This window comes from Acidovorax sp. LjRoot204 (assembly GCF_056175785.1).
Genome location: NZ_JBGFFF010000012.1, coordinates 1 through 20973, shown reverse-complemented (window position 1 = coordinate 20973; position 20973 = coordinate 1). Strand labels below are relative to the sequence as shown.

The 20973-nt window shown below is 66.3% G+C and carries 13 protein-coding genes and 1 pseudogene; 11 read left to right on the top strand and 3 right to left on the bottom strand.

Annotated elements, in window-relative coordinates:
- Positions 1-63: 63 nt before the first annotated feature.
- Positions 64-981 (bottom strand): LysR family transcriptional regulator, encoded by a 918-nt coding sequence (locus AC04MI_RS04330; RefSeq protein WP_436077944.1) that lies wholly within the window; start codon positions 979-981, stop codon positions 64-66.
- Positions 982-1173: 192 nt separating this feature from the next.
- Here AC04MI_RS04330 and AC04MI_RS04325 point away from each other — a divergent pair, with 192 nt between their 5' ends.
- The 4 genes from AC04MI_RS04325 to AC04MI_RS04310 all read left to right on the top strand — a co-directional run bounded on the left by AC04MI_RS04325 (position 1174) and on the right by AC04MI_RS04310 (position 8654).
- Positions 1174-2055, top strand: coding sequence for an alpha/beta hydrolase (locus AC04MI_RS04325; protein WP_192418796.1), 882 nt, complete (start codon positions 1174-1176; stop codon positions 2053-2055).
- 471 nt (positions 2056-2526) lie between these two features.
- Positions 2527-3789 (top strand): efflux RND transporter periplasmic adaptor subunit, encoded by a 1263-nt coding sequence (locus AC04MI_RS04320; protein WP_436077943.1) that lies wholly within the window; start codon positions 2527-2529, stop codon positions 3787-3789.
- Positions 3790-3823: 34 nt separating this feature from the next.
- Positions 3824-7057 (top strand): efflux RND transporter permease subunit, encoded by a 3234-nt coding sequence (locus tag AC04MI_RS04315; protein WP_436077942.1) that lies wholly within the window; start codon positions 3824-3826, stop codon positions 7055-7057.
- Between the two features lie 100 nt (positions 7058-7157).
- Positions 7158-8654: an efflux transporter outer membrane subunit gene (locus tag AC04MI_RS04310; RefSeq protein WP_436077941.1), complete on the top strand. Its 1497-nt coding sequence runs from the start codon at positions 7158-7160 to the stop codon at positions 8652-8654.
- 895 nt (positions 8655-9549) lie between these two features.
- On the opposite strand, the gene xdhB is transcribed toward AC04MI_RS04310, so the two are convergent.
- Both xdhB and xdhA read right to left on the bottom strand, forming a co-directional pair.
- The gene (gene xdhB, locus AC04MI_RS04305; protein ID WP_436078131.1) at positions 9550-11898 is read right to left on the bottom strand and encodes a xanthine dehydrogenase molybdopterin binding subunit; all 2349 of its coding nucleotides are present in this window, start codon (positions 11896-11898) and stop codon (positions 9550-9552) included.
- The gene (gene xdhA / locus AC04MI_RS04300; RefSeq protein ID WP_108499032.1) at positions 11895-13406 is read right to left on the bottom strand and encodes a xanthine dehydrogenase small subunit; all 1512 of its coding nucleotides are present in this window, start codon (positions 13404-13406) and stop codon (positions 11895-11897) included. Before xdhA ends, xdhB begins: the two co-directional genes overlap by 4 nt.
- A gap of 104 nt (positions 13407-13510) precedes the next feature.
- Here xdhA and AC04MI_RS04295 point away from each other — a divergent pair, with 104 nt between their 5' ends.
- The 7 genes and pseudogenes from AC04MI_RS04295 to AC04MI_RS04265 form a co-directional block, all read left to right on the top strand.
- Entirely contained in the window at positions 13511-14443 is a 933-nt protein-coding gene (locus tag AC04MI_RS04295; protein WP_209817334.1) for a LysR family transcriptional regulator, read from the top strand.
- A gap of 79 nt (positions 14444-14522) precedes the next feature.
- A complete protein-coding gene (locus AC04MI_RS04290; RefSeq protein ID WP_436078130.1) occupies positions 14523-16109 on the top strand; it encodes an ABC transporter ATP-binding protein in 1587 nt (528 codons plus the stop codon).
- Positions 16102-17175 carry an ABC transporter permease gene (locus tag AC04MI_RS04285; protein ID WP_108498054.1) on the top strand — a complete coding sequence of 358 codons (1074 nt, stop codon included), beginning with the start codon at positions 16102-16104 and terminating at the stop codon, positions 17173-17175. Before AC04MI_RS04290 ends, AC04MI_RS04285 begins: the two co-directional genes overlap by 8 nt.
- Positions 17175-18095 carry an ABC transporter permease gene (locus AC04MI_RS04280; RefSeq protein WP_436078129.1) on the top strand — a complete coding sequence of 307 codons (921 nt, stop codon included), beginning with the start codon at positions 17175-17177 and terminating at the stop codon, positions 18093-18095. The genes AC04MI_RS04285 and AC04MI_RS04280 overlap by 1 nt, the downstream gene beginning before the upstream one ends.
- A 109-nt stretch (positions 18096-18204) precedes the next feature.
- Entirely contained in the window at positions 18205-19371 is a 1167-nt protein-coding gene (locus tag AC04MI_RS04275; RefSeq protein ID WP_056060802.1) for a BMP family ABC transporter substrate-binding protein, read from the top strand.
- Between the two features lie 387 nt (positions 19372-19758).
- Entirely contained in the window at positions 19759-20742 is a 984-nt protein-coding gene (locus tag AC04MI_RS04270) for an aromatic ring-hydroxylating dioxygenase subunit alpha (RefSeq protein WP_056060806.1), read from the top strand.
- A pseudogene (locus tag AC04MI_RS04265) lies at positions 20742-20973 on the top strand (adenosine deaminase); the annotation flags it as partial. The gene AC04MI_RS04270 and the pseudogene AC04MI_RS04265, both read left to right, overlap by 1 nt.

The window sequence follows — 20973 nt, the reverse complement described above, 5'->3', positions numbered from 1 at the left end:
ATCCTGTCGTGTGCATCGGGCGTTAACTCCACCACCGCCACCACAGAACCGATTCAGGGGGCGTCAGGCTTTGCGCTGCAGATGGGCCTCGCGCTGGAACAGCTCGGCCGCCCAGTCCACAAACGCGCGCACCTTGGCGCTCAGGTGGCGGTTGGGCGGGTACACCACATACACGGGCAGCAAGGGCTGGGTCCAGTCGGGCAGCAGTTGCACCAGGGCTCCGCTGTCCAGGTAGCGCTGGGCTTGCCAGCTGGTGATCTGGCCAATACCCAGTCCCGCCACGATGGAGGTCACGTAGGCGTTGGCCTCGTTCACGCTCAGCTGGTAGGGGCCGGTGATGTCGATGGACTCATCACCCCGGCGAAACTCCAGCGGGTAGTGCCGCCCGCTTTGGGGCGAGAAGTAGATCACGCTGGCATGTTTCTCCTCGATCTCCAGCGGGTGCGTGGGTGTGCCCTTGCGCTCCAGGTAGGCGGGTGCGGCGACGGTGATGAACTCCAGGTTGCCAATGCGGCGCGCCACCAGTGACTGGTCGCTCAGCTCGCCCCCCCGGATCACGCAGTCCACGTTGTCCCCGATCAGATCCACCGTGCGGTCGCTCACACCCAGGTCCACCTGGATGTCCGGGTAGCGGGCATGGAACTCCGCCAGTTGCGGAATGATGAGCAACTGGGCCACCGACGTGCCCACGTCGATGCGCAGCCGCCCGCGCGGGTTGGCGCGCGCGTTGGTCATGCTGGCCTCGATGTCGTCCAGGTCGGTCAGCAGCCGCACCGTGCGGTCGTAATAGGCCGCGCCATCGGGTGTCACGGTCACGCGGCGGGTGGTGCGGTTAAGCAGCTTCACGCGCAGCCGCTCCTCCAGCGCCTGCACATGCTTGGTCACCGTGGCTTTGGGCAGGCTCAGCGAATCCGCTGCCCGGGTAAACGTGCCGGCCTCCACCACCCGCACGAATATGCGCATGGCCTGTATCTGGTCCATGGCTTCTCCTTGAGTCATCAGCACCTAGATTGGGTGCTGAGGAATTCTCACACGGGCGCCCCGGTTTGATTGTTGAGCTTTTGGAAACAGTGCGGTGGTGTTTGACCTGTTTATCAGAAAGGCCCAAGCCACTACATTTCATCCATCGTCAACCGACCTTCCACCTATCCACCTACCTACTGGGTACCTGCCATGCAGCCCGACCGCCCGTCTTCATCCTCTTTGCCCACGCAGCCCGCTGCGGCGCCCGCCAAGGCGTCCGGGGTGGCTGCGTCCGTCTGCACCGATTCCACTATTGAGGTGGCCCAGGGGCAGGACGTGGAAGTGCGCATGTACGGCCGCAAGAAGACCGGCCAGGCGTCACCGGTGGTCGTGCACTTCCACGGCGGGGCCTTCATGTCGGGCGATCTGGACAACGGCTGCACGGTGGCTTCTCTGCTGGAGAGTGCCGGGGCCGTGGTGGTGTCGGTCGCGTATCCGCTCACGCCCTTTCCGCAGCCGGTGGACACAGGTTACGGTGTGCTCAAGTGGGTGCACAAGCACCGCACCAAGCTCGGTGGGCAGGGCGCCGCCGTGTACCTGGCGGGCGAAGAGGCCGGTGGCAACCTGGCGGCGGCCGTGGCACTGATGGCGCGTGACCAGTCTCACCCCCCGCTGGCCGGGCAGATCCTGCTGTCGCCCATGCTGGACCCCTGTGTGGGCACCGCGTCGCTGCGCGAGGCCACGGGGGACTCCACGGGCTGCAAGTGGACCGAGGGCTGGCGCAACTTTCTGCGCTGCCCGCGCGATGCCGAGCACCCCTATGCGGTGCCTGCCGGTGCGCAGCGCCTGGCGGGGCTGCCCCCCACGCTGATCCTGGTGGGCGACACCGACCCCATGCACGACGAGGCGCTGGCCTACGCGGCCCGGCTGGAGGCTGCCGGCCTGCCGGTCACGCGCCACGTGTTCTCCAAGAACCCGCAGTGGCCCGATGCCCTGCTGCAGACCGGCCCGCATGAATGTCCGTGTGCGGCGGGTGCGCAGGAGCAGTTCCGGCAGTTCTTTGCCTCCACGCGAAGTCCGGTGCCGTCCTGACGACGGCCCCTGACACCTTCTCACATCCCTGACAGCCGCTGACCTCCACCCGGGTGGAGGCAGAGAAACGCGGGCTCGGCGCGAGCCCCATTCCCTTTTTGCATCTTGATTTCCGGCCTGGCGTGCCGGAGGGGAAGCGCTTGCCCGGCGTTGCCCGCTCCGCATGTCCTAGAGCCCACGTTAGCCATTCAAACGACACGGAGGAAAGAACACACCATGCATGCACCCCTGATCCCGTTGGCCTGCGGCCGCTGTCACAGCGCACCTGGCCGCACCGTCTTTTGACGGTGGCACGCAGGCCGCCCCGGTGTTTGTCGCCGGGGTATTGACCTTTCCACCGTGTCATTGCCGAGACTGCATTCCGCCCCCTTTGCATTGACCCCTGCCGAGCGCAGCCCACAGGCGCCAGCGCACGGCAGACAAGTTTCACAGCGTGCTCCACAAGGGCACACCTACTGATCGAAAGTGACCATGAACTTCCCATCCTTCTCCAAGTTCTCCCAGCGCCGCCCCCTGGGTCTGGCCACCCTTGCCACGGCCGTGACGGCCACCGTGGCGGCTGCTGTTCTGGTGTTTCAGGCACCCGTGGCGCAGGCGGATAGCGCCCCCGCAGCACCGCCCGCCATGCCGGTGTCGGTGGCTGCCGTGCTGCAAAAAGACATCGCCCTGTGGGACGAGTTTTCCGGCCGGCTCGAAGCCGTGCAGCGCGTGGATGTGCGCCCCCGCGTCTCGGGCGCCGTGCAGGCCGTGCACTTTCGCGAAGGCTCGCTGGTCAAGCAGGGCGACCTGCTGGTCACGGTGGACCCAGCCCCCTACGCTGCGGAGGTGGACCGCGCCGAAGCCCAGGTGGTCGCTGCGCAGGCCCGTCTGTCGTACACCCGCAGCGAACTGGAGCGCGCCACGCGCCTGCTCGAAGAAAAAGCCATCGCCCAGCGCGAACATGACGAGCGCCTGAACGCCCAGCGCGAGGCCGATGCCAACCTGCGCGCCGCCCAGGCCGCGCTGCAGACCGCGAAGCTGAACCTGGGCTACACCCAGGTGCGTGCCCCTGTGGCGGGCCGTGTGGGCCGCATCGAAGTCACCGTGGGCAACCTGGTGGCGGCCGGCGCGGGCGCCCCCGTGCTGACCACGCTGGTGTCCGTGAGCCCCATCTACGCGAGCTTCGACACCGATGAGCAGATCGTGGTGAAGGCCCTGGCCGACCTGCAAAGCGGCCAGCGCGGCAACAGCGCCCGCCAGCTCATCGAGCGCATTCCTGTGCAGATGGGCACGGGCACCACGGGCGGCACGCCGCACGCCGGTCGTTTGCAGCTCATCGACAACCAGGTCGATGCCAAGAGCGGCACCGTGCGCGTGCGCGCCGTGTTCGACAACGAAGACGGCTCGCTCATCCCCGGCCAGTTCGCCCGCATCCGCATGGGCCAGGCCCGCAACACCCAGGCGCTGCTCATCAACGAGCGTGCCGTGGGCACCGACCAGAACAAGAAGTTCGTGATGGTGGTGGGCGAGGGCAACAAGGCCGAATACCGCGAGGTCACCCTGGGTGCGCCGATTGACGGCCTGCGCGTGGTCACGTCGGGTCTGAAGGCGGGCGAGAACATCGTCGTCAACGGCCTGCAGCGCGTGCGCCCCGGTGCCGTGGTGGCGCCGCAGCCTGTGCCGATGACCGCCAAGGCCGAGATTGCGGGTGATCGCAAGGAAGCCAAGAACAACACCAAGTCGCCTGCCGCGTGAGTACGGGCCAGAGCGACACCAGGAATTTGCATCCATGAATCTATCCCGCTTTTTCATCGACCGCCCCATCTTTGCCGGGGTGCTGTCGGTGCTCATCTTCCTCGGGGGGCTGATCGCATTGCGCGGTCTGCCCATCTCCGAATACCCTGAAGTCGCGCCGCCCTCCGTGGTGGTGCGCGCACAGTACCCGGGCGCCAACCCCAAGGTGATCGCCGAGACCGTGGCCACGCCGCTGGAAGAATCCATCAACGGCGTGGAAGGCATGCTCTACATGGGCAGCCAAGCCACCACCGACGGCGTGATGACGCTGACCGTGACCTTTGCCTTGGGCACCGACCCCGACAAGGCCCAGCAGCTGGTGCAAAACCGCGTCTCGCAGGCCGAGCCGCGTCTGCCCGAGGAAGTGCGCCGCCTGGGCGTCACCACCGTCAAGAGCGCGCCGGACCTGACCATGGTGGTCCACCTGGTCTCGCCCAACAACCGCTACGACATCGACTACCTGCGCAACTACGCCGTGCTCAATGTGAAGGACCGCCTTGCGCGCATCCAGGGCGTGGGCCAGGTGCAGATCTTTGGCGGCGGCGACTACTCCATGCGTGTGTGGCTCGACCCGCAAAAGGTCGCGCAGCGCGGCCTCTCGGCCAGCGACGTGGTGGCCGCCATCCGCGGCCAGAACGTGCAAGCCGCTGCAGGTGTGGTGGGCGCATCGCCCGGCCTGCCTGGCGTGGACTTGCAACTGTCCATCAACGCGCAGGGCCGCCTGCAGACCGAGGAAGAGTTCGGCGACATCATCGTCAAGACCGGTGCGGATGGTGCGGTGACACGCCTGCGCGACATCGCCCGCCTGGAGCTGGGCGCGGCCGACTATTCGCTGCGCTCGCTGCTCAACAACGATCCGGCCGTGGGCATGGGCGTGTTCCAGGCGCCGGGCTCCAACGCGCTCGACATCTCGGCCAACGTGCGCAAAACCATGGACGAGATCCAGAAGAACATGCCCGAAGGCGTGGAGTACCGGATTGCGTACGACCCCACGCAGTTCGTGCGTGCGTCGATCAAGTCCGTGATCCACACGCTGCTCGAAGCCATCGCTCTCGTGGTGCTGGTGGTGATTTTGTTCCTGCAGACCTGGCGCGCGTCCATCATTCCGCTGCTGGCTGTGCCGGTGTCGGTGGTGGGTACGTTTGCCGTGCTGCACCTGCTGGGCTTCTCGATCAACGCGCTCTCCCTGTTCGGGCTGGTGCTGGCCATCGGCATCGTGGTGGACGATGCCATCGTGGTGGTGGAGAACGTCGAGCGCAACATCGAGGCGGGCCTGACCCCGCGCGAGGCCACCTACCGCGCCATGCGCGAAGTCTCCGGCCCCATCATTGCCATCGCACTGGTGCTGGTGGCGGTGTTCGTGCCACTGGCTTTCATCAGCGGGCTCACGGGCCAGTTCTATCGCCAGTTCGCGGTGACGATCGCGATCTCCACGGTGATCTCGGCGATCAACTCGCTGACCCTGTCGCCCGCGCTGTCAGCGCTGCTGCTCAAGGGCCACGACGAGCCCAAGGACGCGCTCACGCGCGGCATGGACAAGGTGTTCGGTGGCCTGTTCCGTGGCTTCAACCGCATGTTCCATCGGGGCTCCGAGGCCTACAGCGGCGGCGTCAAGCGCGTCATCAGCCGCAAGGCGCTGATGTTCGTGATCTACCTCGCGCTGGTGGGCGCCACAGTCGGCCTGTTCAAGATCGTGCCCGGCGGCTTCGTGCCCGCGCAGGACAAGCAGTACCTGATCGGCTTTGCGCAGCTGCCCGACGGCGCTACGCTGGACCGCACCGAGAACGTGATCCGCCGCATGGGCGAGATCATGAAGGAGAACCCGAACGTTGAAGACGCGATTGCCTTCCCCGGCCTGTCGATCAACGGCTTCACCAACAGCTCCAACTCCGGCATCGTGTTCGCCACGCTCAAGCCCTTTGCCGAGCGCACCCGTGCCGACCAGAGCGGCGGCGCCGTGGCAGGCCAGCTGAACCAGGCGTTTGGCAGCATCCAGGACGCGTTCATCGCCATGTTCCCGCCGCCCCCGGTGGCGGGCCTGGGCACCACGGGCGGCTTCAAGCTGCAGATCGAAGACCGTGCCTCGCTGGGCTATGAAGCCATGGACAACGCGGTGAAGGCCTTCATGGCCAAGGCCTACCAGACGCCCGAGCTGGCGGGGTTGTTCACCAGCTGGCAGGTCAACGTGCCGCAGCTGTACGCCAACATCGACCGCACCAAGGCACGCCAGCTCGGCGTGCCCGTGACGGACATCTTCGACACGCTGCAGATCTACCTGGGCAGCCTGTACGCCAACGACTTCAACCAGTTTGGCCGCACCTACAGCGTGCGCGTGCAGGCCGATGCGGCCTACCGTGCGCGGGCCGAAGACGTGGGCCTGCTCAAGGTGCGCTCTGCCACCGGCGAGATGGTGCCGCTGTCGGCGCTGATGAAGATGGAGCCCAGCTTCGGCCCCGAACGCGCCATGCGCTACAACGGCTACCTGGCTGCTGATGTGAACGGCGGCCCCGCACCCGGTTATTCATCGGGCCAGGCCCAGGCCGCCATCGAGCGCATTGCCAAGGAGACGCTGCCCCAGGGCATCACGTTCGAATGGACCGAGCTGACCTACCAGGAGATCCTGGCCGGCAACTCTGCCGTGCTGGTGTTCCCGCTGGCCATCCTGCTGGTGTTCCTGGTGTTGGCCGCGCAGTACGAAAGCCTGACGCTGCCCATCGCCATCATCCTGATCGTGCCCATGGGCCTGCTGGCCGCGATGACTGGCGTGTGGCTGAGCAAGGGCGACAACAACGTGTTCACGCAGATCGGGCTCATCGTGCTGGTGGGGCTGTCGGCAAAGAACGCGATCCTGATCGTGGAGTTTGCGCGCGAGCTGGAGTTTGCCGGGCGCACGCCCGTGCAGGCCGCCATCGAGGCCAGCCGCCTGCGGCTGCGCCCCATCCTGATGACCTCGCTGGCCTTCGTCATGGGTGTCCTGCCCCTGGTGCTGTCCACCGGTGCCGGCGCCGAGATGCGCAGCGCCATGGGTGTGGCGGTGTTCTCCGGAATGATCGGGGTGACGGCCTTCGGCCTGTTCCTCACGCCCGTGTTCTACGTGCTGCTGCGCAAGCTGGCAGGCAACCGCCCGCTGGTGGAGCATGGCACGCATGTGGCGCCCATCTCGCACACCCCGGGCAGCGGCGGCATTGCCCACCCGGTGCTGGCAGCGCCGCGCAAGGAGCACGAATGATGCTTTTGAAAACGGTGACAACAAAAATCTTTGTGGCCCTCGCCACGTGCACCGCGCTGCCGAATGCAACGGGTGTAACGACTGGGGCAGGAGAACAACCATGACCGATTTGCTATTGAAGAAAAACTCCACCGACGGTGCCCTTGCGGCGCGCAAGCGCAGCCTGCTGGCGCCCCTGGCCGCCGCCCTGGTGCTGGCCGGTTGCATGACCCAGCCCGTGGCCCCCGCGCCGCATGCGGGTGTGCCCGTGCCCGCCAGCTTCACGGCAGGGGGCGACGCGCTGCCCACGGCCCCCTGGACTGTGGCCGCCCCCGCCGAGGCGCAGCCACGCGGCGAGTGGTGGCTGGGCTTTCAAGACCCGGTGCTGGCCGACCTGGTGCAGCGCGCGGGCCAGGCCAACACCAGCATCCAGCAGGCCGCCGCGCGGCTGGCCGAAGCGCGCACGCTGCTGCGTTCTGCTGACGCCGCGCGCTCGGTGCAAGTGGGCGCCTCGGCGGGCGTTGCGCGCCAGGCCGGTGCCAACAGCACGGGCAGCGTGGTGCCATCCACGCTGGGCACGGCGGGGCTCAATGCCTCGTACGAGCTGGACCTGTTCGGCCGCCTCTCGCAAACCAGCGACGCCGCGCGCTTGGACGCCGACACGCGCGAGGCCTTGCTGCAGAGCACGCGCCTTATGGTGCAGGCTGATGTGGCGCAAACCTACCTGCAGCTGCGCGCCGTGCAGGCCGAGCAGGTGCTGGTGCAAGAGAGCTTGGCCGCCTACCAGGACACCCTGCGCTTGACGCAGCGCCGCCTGCAAGCCGGCGATGTGGCCGAGCTGGACGTGGCCCGTGTACAGACCGAGGTGGCGGCCACCGAGTCCGATGCCCTGGCCTTGCAGCGCCAGCAGGCCCTGCTGACCAACGCGCTGGCCGTGCTGGCTGGCGAGGTGGCCAGCGGCTTTGTGCTGCCGCCCGCGACGGGCGATGCCGCGTTGCCGGTGATTCCGCCGGGCGTGCCCGGCACGGTGCTGGCGCGCCGGCCCGATGTGTCGGCCGCGCAAACTGCCGTGCTGGCCGCGCAAGCGCGCGTGGGTGTGGCGCAGAAGGCTTGGTTCCCGGCCGTCACGCTCACGGGCAACGCGGGGCATGCATCGCCTGAGCTGGGTGACCTGTTCAAGTGGTCGGCCCGTGCCTGGGGCGTGAGTGCGCTGCTGTCGCTGCCGATCTTTGACGGCGGCCAGCGCGATGCACAGATCGAGGGCGCCAAGGCCCGCCTGGAGGCTGCGCTGGCGGACCACCGGGGGCAGGTGCTCAACGCGTTTCGTGACGTTGAGGACCAGTTGACCTCGCTGCGCTTGTTGTCTGGCCAGGCCGAGGCGCAAGGGCGTGCGGTGACTGCGGCGCGGCGGGCCACGCAGTTGTCGGATGTGCGGTATCGCAATGGCTTGGTGAGCCAGCTGGAGTTGCTGGACGCGCGCCGCAGCGAGTTGCGCAATCGGCGGCAGGAGTTGCAGGTGCGGACGGCGCAGTATGTGGCGACGGTGGGGTTGATTCGGGCGCTCGGAGGCGGGTGGGGGGATCAGCCTGTGGTGAAAGTGGCGGCTGTGCCGCAGTAGTTTTTGAGCGGTTTGGGCTGCTTGCGCTAGTGGAACATGCCTAGGTGGCTATTCTTTTTGTAGTGTGCTGCTTGCTTGTTTCTTTTTTGAACTGCGTTTGCCTACGCTGCGGTGCGTTGATTTGACCGCGTGCTTGGCTTGAGGGCGGAGGCCGGGAGTCGCCCGGCGAGCGAGTAACTTTCTTTTGCTTCGCCAAAAGAAAGTCACCAAAGAAAAGGCGACCCCCAGTCTGCGACCCCTTCGCGTTGCGAAGGGGCAAACCTGCGGCGGGGCGGCTGCGGGGTGCGCCGTGGAACTCACTGCGCTGCGTTGCAGCTTCGTTCAGACATCCACGGCGAGTCAGAGCACGAAGCACGCGCGCTCCGACGCGCGTGCCACCCCGCAACCGCCCCGCCGCAGGCGCAGCCAGCAGGGGGTGGACAGCCGAACATCCAAACAACCGAACAGCCGGACATCCATTCGGGCCATTGCTGCGCTCGGCCGCGCCTGCGCAGCGCGAGGCGCTTGCGCCCGCGATCCGGGGCCGAGCGCAGCGATGGCCCGTGTGGATGTTCTGCTCCCCTTGCCCCTGTGGATGCGCCGAGGAGCGCAGGGTTTGGCGGATCAGGGCTCGCGTGTGTCTGAGCGACGCGCAGCGGCGCGAGTTGAGTGAGACCCCGCCAAACCCGAGCACCGCAGGTTGCCCCGTAGCGTCAGCGCAGGGGACGCAGACAGTGGGGTCGCCCTTTCTTTGGTTCCTTTCTTTCGGCGACGCGAAAGAAAGGGACTCGCCTGCCGGGCGACTCCCGGCCTCCGTCCTCAACACCAGCATGCTGCCCAATCAGCACACGCCACCAAACACTACAAAATCAATAGCTACCAGCCCATATCCCACTAGAGCCAACAGCCAAAAGTATCACTCTCCCAACCGCCCCAACGCCTTCAGCACATTCTCCGCAGTCGCCGGAGCCGTCAACACCACCGGCGCCGCCGCATCCACCCCGCTACGCCCCGCTGCCACCGCATTGCGCAGCGCCTCATACACACTGATCGCCAGCATGAACGGCGGCTCCCCCACCGCCTTGCTGCCACCCACGTTGTCCTCCCGATTCGCCTCGGGCCACAGGTGGACGTTGAAGTGCGCCGGGATGTCGCCCGTGGCGGGAATCTTGTAGGTGCTGGGCGCGTGGGTGGCGAGGGTGCCCTTGTCGTTCCACACCAGCTGCTCGGTCGTCAGCCAGCCCATGCCCTGCACAAACCCGCCCTCGATCTGGCCCACATCGATGGCCGGGTTGATGCTGTGGCCCACGTCGTGCAGGATGTCCACCTTCAGCACGCGGCTCTCGCCGGTCAGGGTGTCGATGGCCACCTCGGTGCAGGCGGCGCCGTAGGCAAAGTAGTAGAACGGGCGCCCGGTGAGGGTGGTCTTGTCGTAGTGGATCTTGGGCGTGCGGTAAAAGCCGTCGCTCCACAGCTGGATGCGGTTGGCGTACGCGGCCTGCACTACCTCTTCAAAACTGCGCACCGTCTTGGGCGAGATCACCTGGCCGCCTGCAAACCGAATCGCGCCTGCGCCGCAGCCGTCCAGCCCGCACACGAACGAGGCCAGGTTGTCGCGCACGTTGCGCGCGGCGTATTGCGCGGCGCGGCCGTTCAGGTCGGTGCCGCTGCTGGCCGCCGTGGCGCTGGCGTTGGGCACCTTGCTGGTGTCGCTGGCCGTGACCAGCACGCGGTGCAGGGGCACGCCCAGCTCGTCGGCCACGATCTGCGCCACCTTGGTGTGCAGGCCCTGGCCCATTTCGGTGCCGCCGTGGTTCACCTGCACGCTGCCGTCGGTGTACACATGCACCAGCGCACCCGCCTGGTTGAACAGCGTCGCCGTGAAGCTGATGCCGAACTTGACGGGCGTGATGGCCAGGCCGCGCTTGATGACGGTGTTGTGCGCGTTCCAGTCCGCAATCTCGGCCTGGCGTTGGCGGTAGTGCGAGGTCTGCTCCAGCGTGGGCAGCAGCTCGTGCAGGATGTTGTCTTCCACCGCCATCTGGTAGTGGGTGACGTGGCGGCCCGTGCTCGCATCTTTGCCATACAGGTTGGCCAGGCGCACGTCCTGCGCATCGCGGCCCAGCGCGCGCGCGATGTCGCCCAGGATGGCCTCGATCACGATCACGCCCTGCGGGCCGCCAAAACCACGGAACGCGGTGTGGCTTTGCGTGTTCGTCTTGCAGCGGTACGACGCGATCTCGACATCGCTCAGGTAATACGCGTTGTCGGCATGGAACACCGCGCGGTCGGCCACGGGGCCCGACAGGTCGGCGCTGAAGCCGCAGTTGGCAGCCATCTGGAGCTTGAGGCCCGTGATGCGGCCCGTGTCGTCAAAGCCCACGTCGTACTCGTACGCAAACGGGTGGCGCTTGCCGGTGACCATGAAGTCCTCGTCCCGGTCCAGCCGCAGCTTGATGGGGCGGCCCAGCTTGTTCGCGGCCACGGCGGCCCACACGGCCAGGTGCCCGGCTTGGGTCTCCTTGCCGCCAAAGCCACCGCCCATGCGGCGGCATTCCACCTTGACCGCGTGGTTGTCGATGCCCAGCGCGTGCGCCACCCAGTGCTGCACCTCGCCGGGGTGCTGCGTGCTGGAGTAAATCCACCACTGTTTTTGCTCCAGCGGCATGGCGTAGGCGATCTGGCCTTCCAGATAAAAATGCTCCTGGCCGCCGACTTCAAACGCTCCCTGCATGCGGTGCGCCGATTGCGCGAGGCCCGTGGCGACATCGCCCCGGCGCACAAACACCGGCGGCAGCACATAGCTTTGCGCCTTCAGCGCGTCCTGCACCGTCAGCACGGCGGGCAGGGGGGAGATGTCGAGCTTCACGGCCCGCACCGCGCGGCGCGCCTGCATGACCGAGTCGGCCACCACCAGGCCGATCACCTGGCCGACAAACTGCACGCTGTCCAGCGCAAACACGGGCTCGTCGTGCCCGAACGCAGCCAGGATCTTGTCGCCGGGCACGTCGCTGGCCAGCACCACACCGCGCACGCCGGGCAGCGCGAGGGCGGCGGTGGCATCCACCCCGTTCAGGGTGCCGTGGGCCACGGTGGAGAGGATGGGCGCTGCGTACAGCGTGCCCTTCACCTCCGGCAGGTCGTCGATGTAGTGCGCGGCGCCCGCCACCTGAGCGCGGGCGCTTTCGTGGATGTGCGACTGGCCCATGGCGGCGCGGGTGGGCGCGGGCAGGGCGGTCTCTGCGATGGTGTGTGGGGCGTTCATACGGCGGCCTCCAGCGTCAAGGTGTCCAGGCTGACCGAGGGTTGGCCCTGGCTCTCCAGCCAGTAGCGCTGCAGCAGACTGCCCAGCACCTGGCGGCGATAAGCGCCGCTGGCGCGCATGTCGGAGATGGGGCTGAACTCGGCCTGCAGCACCGCGGCGGCGCGCTGCGCGGTGGCTTCGGTCCAGGGCTGGCCGGTCAGAGCCGCTTCAGTCTGCCGCGCACGGGCCGGGGTGGCAGCCACGCCGCCCGCGCCAATGCTGGCGCGTTGCACGGTGCCGCCCGCGATGTCGAGGTTGAGCACCAGGCAGACGGCTGAGATATCGTCGTCAAACCGCTTGGAGATCTTGTACGCCCGCAGCTGTTCTTGAGCAGAAGGGCGGGGTACCACGATGCGCACCAGCAGCTCATCCGGCGCCATCACGTTTTGCCGGTAGCCGGTGTACAGGTCTTCGAGCGGCAGCTGGCGCTCGCCCCGGGCCTGGCTGGCCAGCACCACCTGGGCGCGCAGCGCGATCAAGAGGGGCATGGAGTCGCCAATGGGCGAGCCGTTGGCCACGTTGCCGCCCAGCGTGCCCGAGTTGCGCACGGGCAGCCCCGCAAACCGCGTGGCAAATCGGTGCAGCTGCGGCCACTGTGCGGTGAGGGCAGCAAACGCGTCGGTCAGCGTGACGGCGGCGCCGATGTGTATGGCGTCGGCGTGCTGTGCCACCTGCCGCAACTCGGCCGCGCGGGTCACGTCCAGCACCTGGGTGTACTGCTTGTGCTGCTTGGTCACCCACAGCCCCACGTCGGTACAGCCCGCCACCACCTGGGCGCCGGGGTGGGCGGCGCGGGCTGCGAGCAGATCCGGGAGCGTGGAGGGTGCGATATAGGCCGAATCGGCCGCTTGCGCTAGTGCATCATGCCGAAGTAGCTTCAATTTTTGTAGCACTTCGGCCTCGTTGACCGACATGCCGGGCAGCGATGCCATCTGCTGGGCGGCATCAAGGATGGGGCGGTAGCCGGTGCAGCGGCACAGGTTGCCCGAGAGTTCTTCCTGGGCCAGTTCGCGGGTGATGGGTTGGCCGTGGCAGACATGGTTCTGGTACATGCCGAAGAGGCTCATCACGAAGCCCGGCGTGCAGAAGCCGCACTGCGAGCCGTGGCACTGGACCATCGCCTCCTGTGCTGGATGGAGCGTGATGGTTTGTTGTGCAGCGGGTGCTGTGTCGCCCACGGGCTGGATCAGCGGATCTTCCGCCAGGTCTTCCACCGTCCACAGCGCCATGCCATCCACCGAACGGGCCAGGCGGATGCAGCTGTTCACGGCGCTGTAGTGCAGCTGGCCATCGCGTTCTTCGCCCAGTACCACGGTGCAGGCGCCACAGTCACCTTCGCCGCAGCCCTCCTTGGTGCCGGTGTTGCCCAGGTCTTCGCGCAGCACCTCCAGCAAGGTGCGGTCGGGTGGTACATTGCCCAGCGCCACGGGCTGGCCTCGGCGCAGGAATTGCAAGGGTCTTGTTGTCATGACAAACGCCACTTCGATCTTTGATGGAAAGGTTCAGCAGAGGGTAGAACGCAGTACCGTTACCGGCATATGCGCAAGCTTATGGCACCCATGCCCCCACCGCTATGAGAGACCACGCCCTTTTCGACAAGATAGACCTCCATCTCATAAGGGTCTTGCACACCGTGCTCACAGAACGCAGCGTATCGAGGGCCGCCGTCCGCCTGGGCATGCACCAGCCGGCGGTGTCGGCTGCGTTGAAAAGGCTGCGCGACCTGTCGGGCGACCCGCTGCTGGTGCGCTCCGGCGCCAGCATGATGCCGACCGATGCCGCGCTGCGCATGGTGGAGCCTGCAGGCGCCATTTTGCGGGCGGCCGAGGCACTGTTTTCGGACGCGCGCGGGTTTGATCCGCGCACGGCCACCCGTACCTTCCGCGTGGCGGCCAGCGATTACCTCGACCCGCTCTTTCTGCCCCAGCTCGTGGCCCGCATCAAGGTCGAAGCCCCTTTGTGCCCCATCGAAATCCTGCCCCTGTCGGCCGACGCGCACTACCACGCGCACCTGGCGCAGGGCGACGTGGACGTGGTGATCGGCAACTGGCCCCAGCCGCCGGACGACCTGCACATGGGCCGCCTGTTTGGCGACGAGGTGGTGTGCCTGGTCGGCAAGGACCACCCTGCCGTGCGGCGCGGCTGGGACGTGGAAAGCTGGCTGGCCGCCGAACACATCGCGCCCACGCCCACCCACCCCGGCGCGCGCGGCGTGATCGACGCCCACCTAGACAGCCTGGGCATGCAGCGCCACATCACGGCGCGCTGCGCACATTTCAGCCTCATCCCCAGCATCGTGGCATCGAGCTTGCTTGTGCTGACCACCGGCCGCCAGTACTGCGAGCGGTATGTGGAGCAACTTCCGCTGGCTATATTGCCGTGCCCGGTACCGTTTCCTCGGCTCATGTACTACCAGCTGTGGCACGCCCGCACGCACCACTCGGCGGCGGCCGCCTGGCTGCGAGATTGCGTGAAAACCGTGGCTGCTTCGCTACGAAAAGAATAGCTGCTTGAGCATGCTGAACAAGCGCCATGAGGTATTTTCATTCTTATAACAAGTTGTAAAACTGAGAGACAATCCCCGCATGAGTTCTCCCCCCAATCCTTCAGCGCCTGGTGCGGCGCCGCCACGGCTGCAGCTGGTGGGCATCACCAAGCGCTACCCGGCCGTGGTGGCCAACAGCGGCGTGTCGCTCACGGTGCTGCCGGGTGAAATCCACGCCGTGCTGGGCGAAAACGGCGCGGGCAAGTCCACGCTGATGAAAATCATCTACGGCTCGGTCAAGCCCGATGAAGGCAGCGTGTTCTTCAACGGCCAGGCCGTGCAGGTGCGCAACCCGCAAGAAGCGCGGGCCCTGGGCATCGCCATGGTGTTCCAGCATTTCAGCCTGTTCGACACCCTCACGGTGGCCGAGAACGTGTGGCTGGGCCTGGACAAGAGCCTGACGCTGGCCGAAGTGACCGGCCGCATCACCGCCAAGGCCGCCGAATACGGCCTTGACATCGACCCCCTGCGCCCCGTGCACACGTTGAGCGTGGGCGAAATGCAGCGGGTGGAAATCATCCGCGCGCTGCTCACCAACCCCAAGGTGCTGATCCTGGACGAGCCCACTTCGGTGCTCACGCCCCAGGCGGTCGAAAAGCTTTTTGTGGTGCTGCGCAAGCTGGCCAGCGAGGGTTGTAGCATCCTCTACATCAGCCACAAGCTGCACGAAATCCGCGCGCTGTGCACTGCCTGCACCGTGCTGCGTGGCGGCAAGGTGACGGGCGTGTGCAACCCGGCCGAGGAATCCAATGCATCGCTGTCGCGGCTGATGATCGGCGCCGAGCCGCCGGCGCTGGAACACCGTGCCGTGCAGACTGGCGCCACGGTGCTGCGCGTGCAGGGCCTGTCGCTGCCGCGCGCCGACCAGTTCGGGGTGGATTTGATCGACCTGCAGTTCGAGGTCAAGGCGGGCGAGGTGGTGGGCATTGCCGGGGTGTCGGGCAACGGGCAAAAAGAGCTGCTCTACGCGCTGTCGGGCGAAGACCAGCGGGCTGACGCGGCCTGCATCCAGGTGTCCGGCCAGAACGCGGGCCGCATGGGTCCCGGCCAGCGCCGTGCGCTGGGCCTGCATTTTGTGCCCGAAGAGCGCCTGGGCCGGGGCGCCGTGCCCACCATGGGGCTGGCGCACAACCTGCTGCTCACCCGCACCAATTCGGTCGACGGCAGTGGCTGGATCAAGGTGGGTGCGCTGCAAAAACATGCCGAGGACATCATCCGGCGCTTCAATGTGAAGGCGGGCGGCCCCAACGCAGCGGCCAAGTCGCTGTCGGGTGGCAACCTGCAGAAGTTCATCGTGGGGCGCGAGATTGACGCCAACCCCAAGCTGCTCATCGTTTCGCAGCCCACCTGGGGCGTGGATGTGGGCGCCGCCGCACAGATCCGGGGCTCCATCCTGGCCCTGCGTGACGCAGGCTGCGCCGTGCTGGTGGTGAGTGAGGAGCTGGACGAATTGTTTGAAATCTGCGACCGGCTGCATGTGGTTGCCAAGGGGCATCTGTCGCCTTCGGTGCCGCGCGCCGAGGCCACGGTGGAACGCATCGGTGAATGGATGAGCGGGCTGTGGCATGCCGATGTCCAAGCGCACCTCGCACAACAGGCCAAGGCAGCGGAGGTGCAGCATGCTTAAGCTGGAACCACGCCCCCAGGCTTCCAAGCTCTGGACCTATGGCTCGCCGCTGCTGGCGCTGGCCGTCACGGTGCTGATTGGTGTGGCCTTGTTCATTGCGCTGGGCAAAGACCCGGTGCGCGGGCTGCAGGTGTTCTTCTGGGAGCCCATCAAGACGCAGTACGCCATTGGCGAACTCATGGTCAAGGCCACGCCACTGTTGCTGATTGCGCTGGGGCTGGCCGTGTGTTTCCGCTCCAACGTGTGGAACATCGGCGCCGAAGGCCAGTTTGTCATCGGCGCCGTGGTGGCGGGCGGCGTGGCGCTGCTGGCCGACAAGACCACGGGCCCCTGGATCGTGCCCGCCATCCTGCTCGCCGGGGTGCTGGGCGGCATGGCCTGGGCGGGGCTCACGGCGCTGCTGCGCGACAAGTTCAACGCCAACGAAATCCTGGTGAGTCTGATGCTGGTCTATGTGGCCACGCTGGTGCTGGGCTATCTGGTCTATGGCCCGTGGAAGGACCCGATGGGCTACAACTTTCCGCAGACCAAGACGTTCGAGAAGGTCACGCAGATCCCGCGCCTGATGCAGGGGTCGCGTGTGTCCATCGGGTTGCTGCTGGCGCTCGCAGGCGCTGGGGCCTTGTGGGTGTTCCTGTTCCGTACGCGGGCGGGCTTTGCCCAGCAGGTGGGCGGGCTGGCACCAGCGGCGGCGCGTTATGCGGGCTTTTCGTCGCGCCGCGCGCTGTGGACGGCGCTGCTGATTTCGGGCGGCGCAGCTGGCCTGGCTGGTGCGCTGGAGGTGGCAGGGCCCATCGGCCAGCTCACGCCCTATGTGCCTGCGGGCTACGGCTTCGCGGCCATCATCGTGGCCTTTGTGGGGCGGTTGCACCCGGTGGGCATGATCCTCTCGGCCATCCTCATGAGCATGTTCTATATCGGTGGTGAACTCGCGCAGTCGCGCCTGGGCCTGCCCAAGTCGCTCACCGGTGTGTTCCAGGGCCTGCTGCTGTTCACGCTGCTGGCCTGTGACACGCTGATTGCCTACCGCATCCGCTGGGTCGGCAGCAAGAAAGGAGGTGTCTGATGGAGTCTTATGCACTGCTCATCGGCGCCACGCTCAGTGCGGGCACCGTGCTGGCCATTGCGGCCCTGGGCCTGCTCATCAACGAAAAGGCGGGCATCGTCAACCTGGGGGCCGAGGGCATGATGCTCTGCGCCGCCATTGCAGGCTTTGCCACCGTGGTGCACACGGGCAACACCTGGCTGGGCTTTGCGGCAGGCATGGCGGCCGGTGCCGTGCTGGCCGCCATCTTTGGTGTGCTGGTGATCTGGCTCAACACCAACCAGTACGCCACGGGGCTTGCGCTCAGTCTGTTCGGCGTAGGCTTCTCCGCGTTTGCGGGCATCAGCTATGTGCAGGCCAAGCTGCCCGAGCTGCCCAAGTACGCTATTCCCGTGCTGGGCGATGTGCCGCTCCTCGGGCCAGCGCTGTTCCAGCAGCACCCGCTGGTGTACCTCACCATGCTGCTGGTGGCGGGGTTGATCTGGTTTCTGTACCGCTCGCGCGCCGGGCTGGTGCTGCGGTCGGTGGGCGAATCGCCCGAATCGGCGCACGCTCTGGGCTACCCGGTGCGGCGCATCCGGCTGGCGGCCGTTGTGGTGGGGGGCGCGTTGTGCGGTCTGGCCGGGGCTTACATCTCCACTGTCTACACCCCGCTGTGGGTCGAGGGCATGGTGGCCGGGCGCGGCTGGATTGCGCTGGCCCTCACCACCTTTGCCACCTGGCGACCGGCACGGGTGTTGCTTGGGGCTTATCTGTTTGGTGGCGTGACCATGCTGCAGTTCCATTTGCAGGCCACGGGCGTGCAGGTGGCCAGTCAGTTGCTGAGCATGCTGCCGTATGTGGCCACCATCGTGGTGCTGGCGCTGATCTCGCGCAATCCGGCGTGGATCCGCATCAACATGCCGGCATCGCTGGGCAAACCGTTTTATCTGGGCTCCTGAAAGGGCTAGTCCACCGGAAAATCTGGTTACCCTGCGGTAGATCGCACCATAATCATTGTTTTCGTCCCCCAACCTTTGCAAGTCCTACTTCTTCGATAAGGAAACCGACATGACTGATCTGCAGAAACGCTCCCTGCTCAAGGTGGCAGCGCTCTCCGCTGTGGCTGCTGCTGCCCTGGTGGGCTGTGGCAAGAAGGAAGAACCGGCACCGGCCCCTGCGCCTGCACCGGCCCCTGCCGCAGAAGCACCGGCACCCAAGCCCGAGCCACTGAAGATCGCGTTTGCCTATGTCGGCCCGGTGGGCGACGGCGGCTGGTCGTTCGCGCACGACAACGGTCGCAAGGCCATCGAGAAGGAATTTGGCGACAAGGTCGTGACGAGCTTTGTGGAAAGCGTGCCCGAGTCTGCTGACGCAGAGCGCGTGCTGCGCGACCTGGCCGGCCAGGGCAACAAGCTGATCTTCGGCACCACCTTCGGCTACATGGAGTCCATGCTCAAGGTCGCGGAAGACAACAAGGGTGTGAAGTTCGAACACGCCACCGGCTACAAGACCGCCGAAAACCTGCGCACCTACGACAGCCGCACCTACGAAGGCGCGTACATGGCCGGCATCATCGCTGGTGCCATGACCAAGTCCAACACGCTGGGCGTGGTGGGCTCGGTGCCGATCCCTGAGGTGATCCGCAACATCAACAGCTTCACGCTGGGTGCGCAGTCGGTCAATCCCAAGATCAAGACCAAGGTGGTGTGGGTGAATGAATGGTTCAGCCCACCGAAGGAAACCGAAGCTGCGACCAGCCTGATCAACGGCGGCGCGGACATCCTGTTCCAGAACACCGACTCTCCCGCCGTGCTCAAGACCGCCCAGGAAAAGGGCAAGCGCGCCTTCGGCTGGGACAGCGACATGACCGCCTACGGCCCCAAGGCCCACCTGGCATCGGCGGTGATCAACTGGGGCCCGTACTACGTCAAGGCCACCAAGGACGTGCTGGACGGCACCTGGGCTTCGGGCCAAAGCTGGTGGGGTGTGAAGGAAGGCGCTATCGACATCGTCTCCATCGCTGAAGACGTGCCTGCTGACACCAAGGCCAAGGTCGAAGCCGTGAAGAAGGGCCTGGCCGACGGCAGCTTCAGCATCTGGAAGGGCCCCATCGTGGGTCAGGACGGCAAGCCCGTGCTGGAAAAGGACGCTGTGGCTGACGACAAGTTCCTGGGCGGCATCAACTTCTACGTCAAGGGCGTGGAAGGCAAGATCCCTGGCGGCGACAAGAAGTAATTCGCACCGCGTTCATCGGCAGTTCTTGCGAGCTGCTGTGACAAAGGGCCGCCCTGGGGTGGCCCTTTTGTTTTGCAGGCGCGTTTGCGGCCTGCAGCATTAAGAACCTGTTCAAAGTCTTTTTGGAGTCGCACAAGTCCCTTGCCGGGATGGGATGCCAGGCGCGGTGCGCAGCCAATAGCCCGTGCTATTGGCAAGCTTTGCTCCGCCGCAGACCGCCCGGCAAGGCACTTGCCCGAAGGGTTGGAGTGAAATCGGGCGATTGGACGCCCCGGCTGCTTGCATGGGCATGAGCCCACGCGGCGCATCCGAAGCATCCACTCATCCCGATTGCACTCCAATGCAATCTCCAAAAAGACTTTGAACAGGTTCTAAGGAGCAAGGACGATGGTGGAATCTACGTTGTGGCACCCGGTGGCACTGTCAGAAGCCGTAGCGGCGCAGGCACCACTGGCCGTGCAGTTGCTGGAACAAGCCGTGGTGTTGTGGCGCGACAGCGAAGGCGCCGTGCTCGCGCTGGCCGACCAGTGCCCGCACCGGGGCGCCCGCCTGTCGCTCGGCCGCGTGACGCCCCAGGGCCAGTTGGAGTGCCCCTACCATGGCTGGCAGTTTGCGGCCGGTGGGCAATGCACGCACGTGCCTGCACTGCCCACCTTTGTGCCCCCGGCCACGCACTGCGCCCGCCATTTCGAGGTGCAGGAAGCCTATGGCCTTGTGTGGGTGCGCATCGCACCAGGCGAGCAGGGACTGCCTGTGTTTGCGGCGGAGGGGGATGCTCGCCTGCGCAAGCTCAACTGCGGTCCCTACGACGTGGCGGCCAGCGCGCCGCGCATCGTCGAGAACTTTCTGGACATGTCGCATTTCGGCTTTGTGCACGAAGGCTGGCTCGGCAGCCGTGAGGCGACGGCCATCGACGATTACCGCGTGGAGCCCACGCCCACGGGCCTCCTGGCCACGGGCTGCAAGGCCTGGCAACCGCAATCCAACCTGCATTCCACGGCGGCCGCCCAGGTCGAATACACCTACGAAGTCACGGCCCCCTATGCAGCCGTGCTGACCAAGGTGCCCGAGGCGGGCACCACGGCGGTCGATGGCTGGCGCGAGTCCATTGCGCTGTTCATCTGTCCGGTGACGCCGGTGCGCAGCCGGGTGTGGTTCCGGCTGGCGGTGGCGGATTTCGATTCGCCGGACGAGAAACTGCAGGCCTTCCAGCACACCATCTTCACGCAGGACCAACCCGTGCTGGAGTCGCAGACGCCACAGTGCCTGCCACTCGACCTGCGCGCGGAGTTGCATACCGCTGCCGACAAGGCATCATCTGCGTATCGCCGCTTTCTGCGCCAGAGTGGCATCACCTTTGGAGTCTGCTGATGTTCAAAATCCCCCCCATCTCCGCCGAGCGCCTTCCCAGCCTGCTGCGTACCATGCCCAAGGCCGAGCTGCATATCCACATCGAGGGCTCGCTGGAACCCGAGCTGATCTTTGCGCTGGCGCAGCGCAATGGGCTGACGCTGCCCTATGCCAGCGTGGACGCCTTGCGCAGCGCCTATGCATTCACCAATCTGCAGAGTTTTCTGGACATCTACTACGCCGGTGCGAGTG

Excerpts from the sequence above, each read along its gene's own strand:
- AC04MI_RS04315 (WP_436077942.1), top strand. The coding sequence starts at position 3,824 with ATGAATCTATCCCGCTTTTTCATCGACCGCCCCATCTTTGCCGGGGTG.
- AC04MI_RS04285 (WP_108498054.1), top strand. The coding sequence starts at position 16,102 with ATGCTTAAGCTGGAACCACGCCCCCAGGCTTCCAAGCTCTGGACCTAT.
- AC04MI_RS04325 (WP_192418796.1), top strand. The coding sequence starts at position 1,174 with ATGCAGCCCGACCGCCCGTCTTCATCCTCTTTGCCCACGCAGCCCGCT.
- AC04MI_RS04330 (WP_436077944.1), bottom strand. The coding sequence starts at position 981 with ATGGACCAGATACAGGCCATGCGCATATTCGTGCGGGTGGTGGAGGCC.
- AC04MI_RS04270 (WP_056060806.1), top strand. The coding sequence starts at position 19,759 with ATGGTGGAATCTACGTTGTGGCACCCGGTGGCACTGTCAGAAGCCGTA.
- AC04MI_RS04275 (WP_056060802.1), top strand. The coding sequence starts at position 18,205 with ATGACTGATCTGCAGAAACGCTCCCTGCTCAAGGTGGCAGCGCTCTCC.
- AC04MI_RS04295 (WP_209817334.1), top strand. The coding sequence starts at position 13,511 with ATGAGAGACCACGCCCTTTTCGACAAGATAGACCTCCATCTCATAAGG.
- xdhB (WP_436078131.1), bottom strand. The coding sequence starts at position 11,898 with ATGAACGCCCCACACACCATCGCAGAGACCGCCCTGCCCGCGCCCACC.
- AC04MI_RS04280 (WP_436078129.1), top strand. The coding sequence starts at position 17,175 with ATGGAGTCTTATGCACTGCTCATCGGCGCCACGCTCAGTGCGGGCACC.
- xdhA (WP_108499032.1), bottom strand. The coding sequence starts at position 13,406 with ATGACAACAAGACCCTTGCAATTCCTGCGCCGAGGCCAGCCCGTGGCG.
- AC04MI_RS04290 (WP_436078130.1), top strand. The coding sequence starts at position 14,523 with ATGAGTTCTCCCCCCAATCCTTCAGCGCCTGGTGCGGCGCCGCCACGG.
- AC04MI_RS04320 (WP_436077943.1), top strand. The coding sequence starts at position 2,527 with ATGAACTTCCCATCCTTCTCCAAGTTCTCCCAGCGCCGCCCCCTGGGT.
- AC04MI_RS04310 (WP_436077941.1), top strand. The coding sequence starts at position 7,158 with ATGACCGATTTGCTATTGAAGAAAAACTCCACCGACGGTGCCCTTGCG.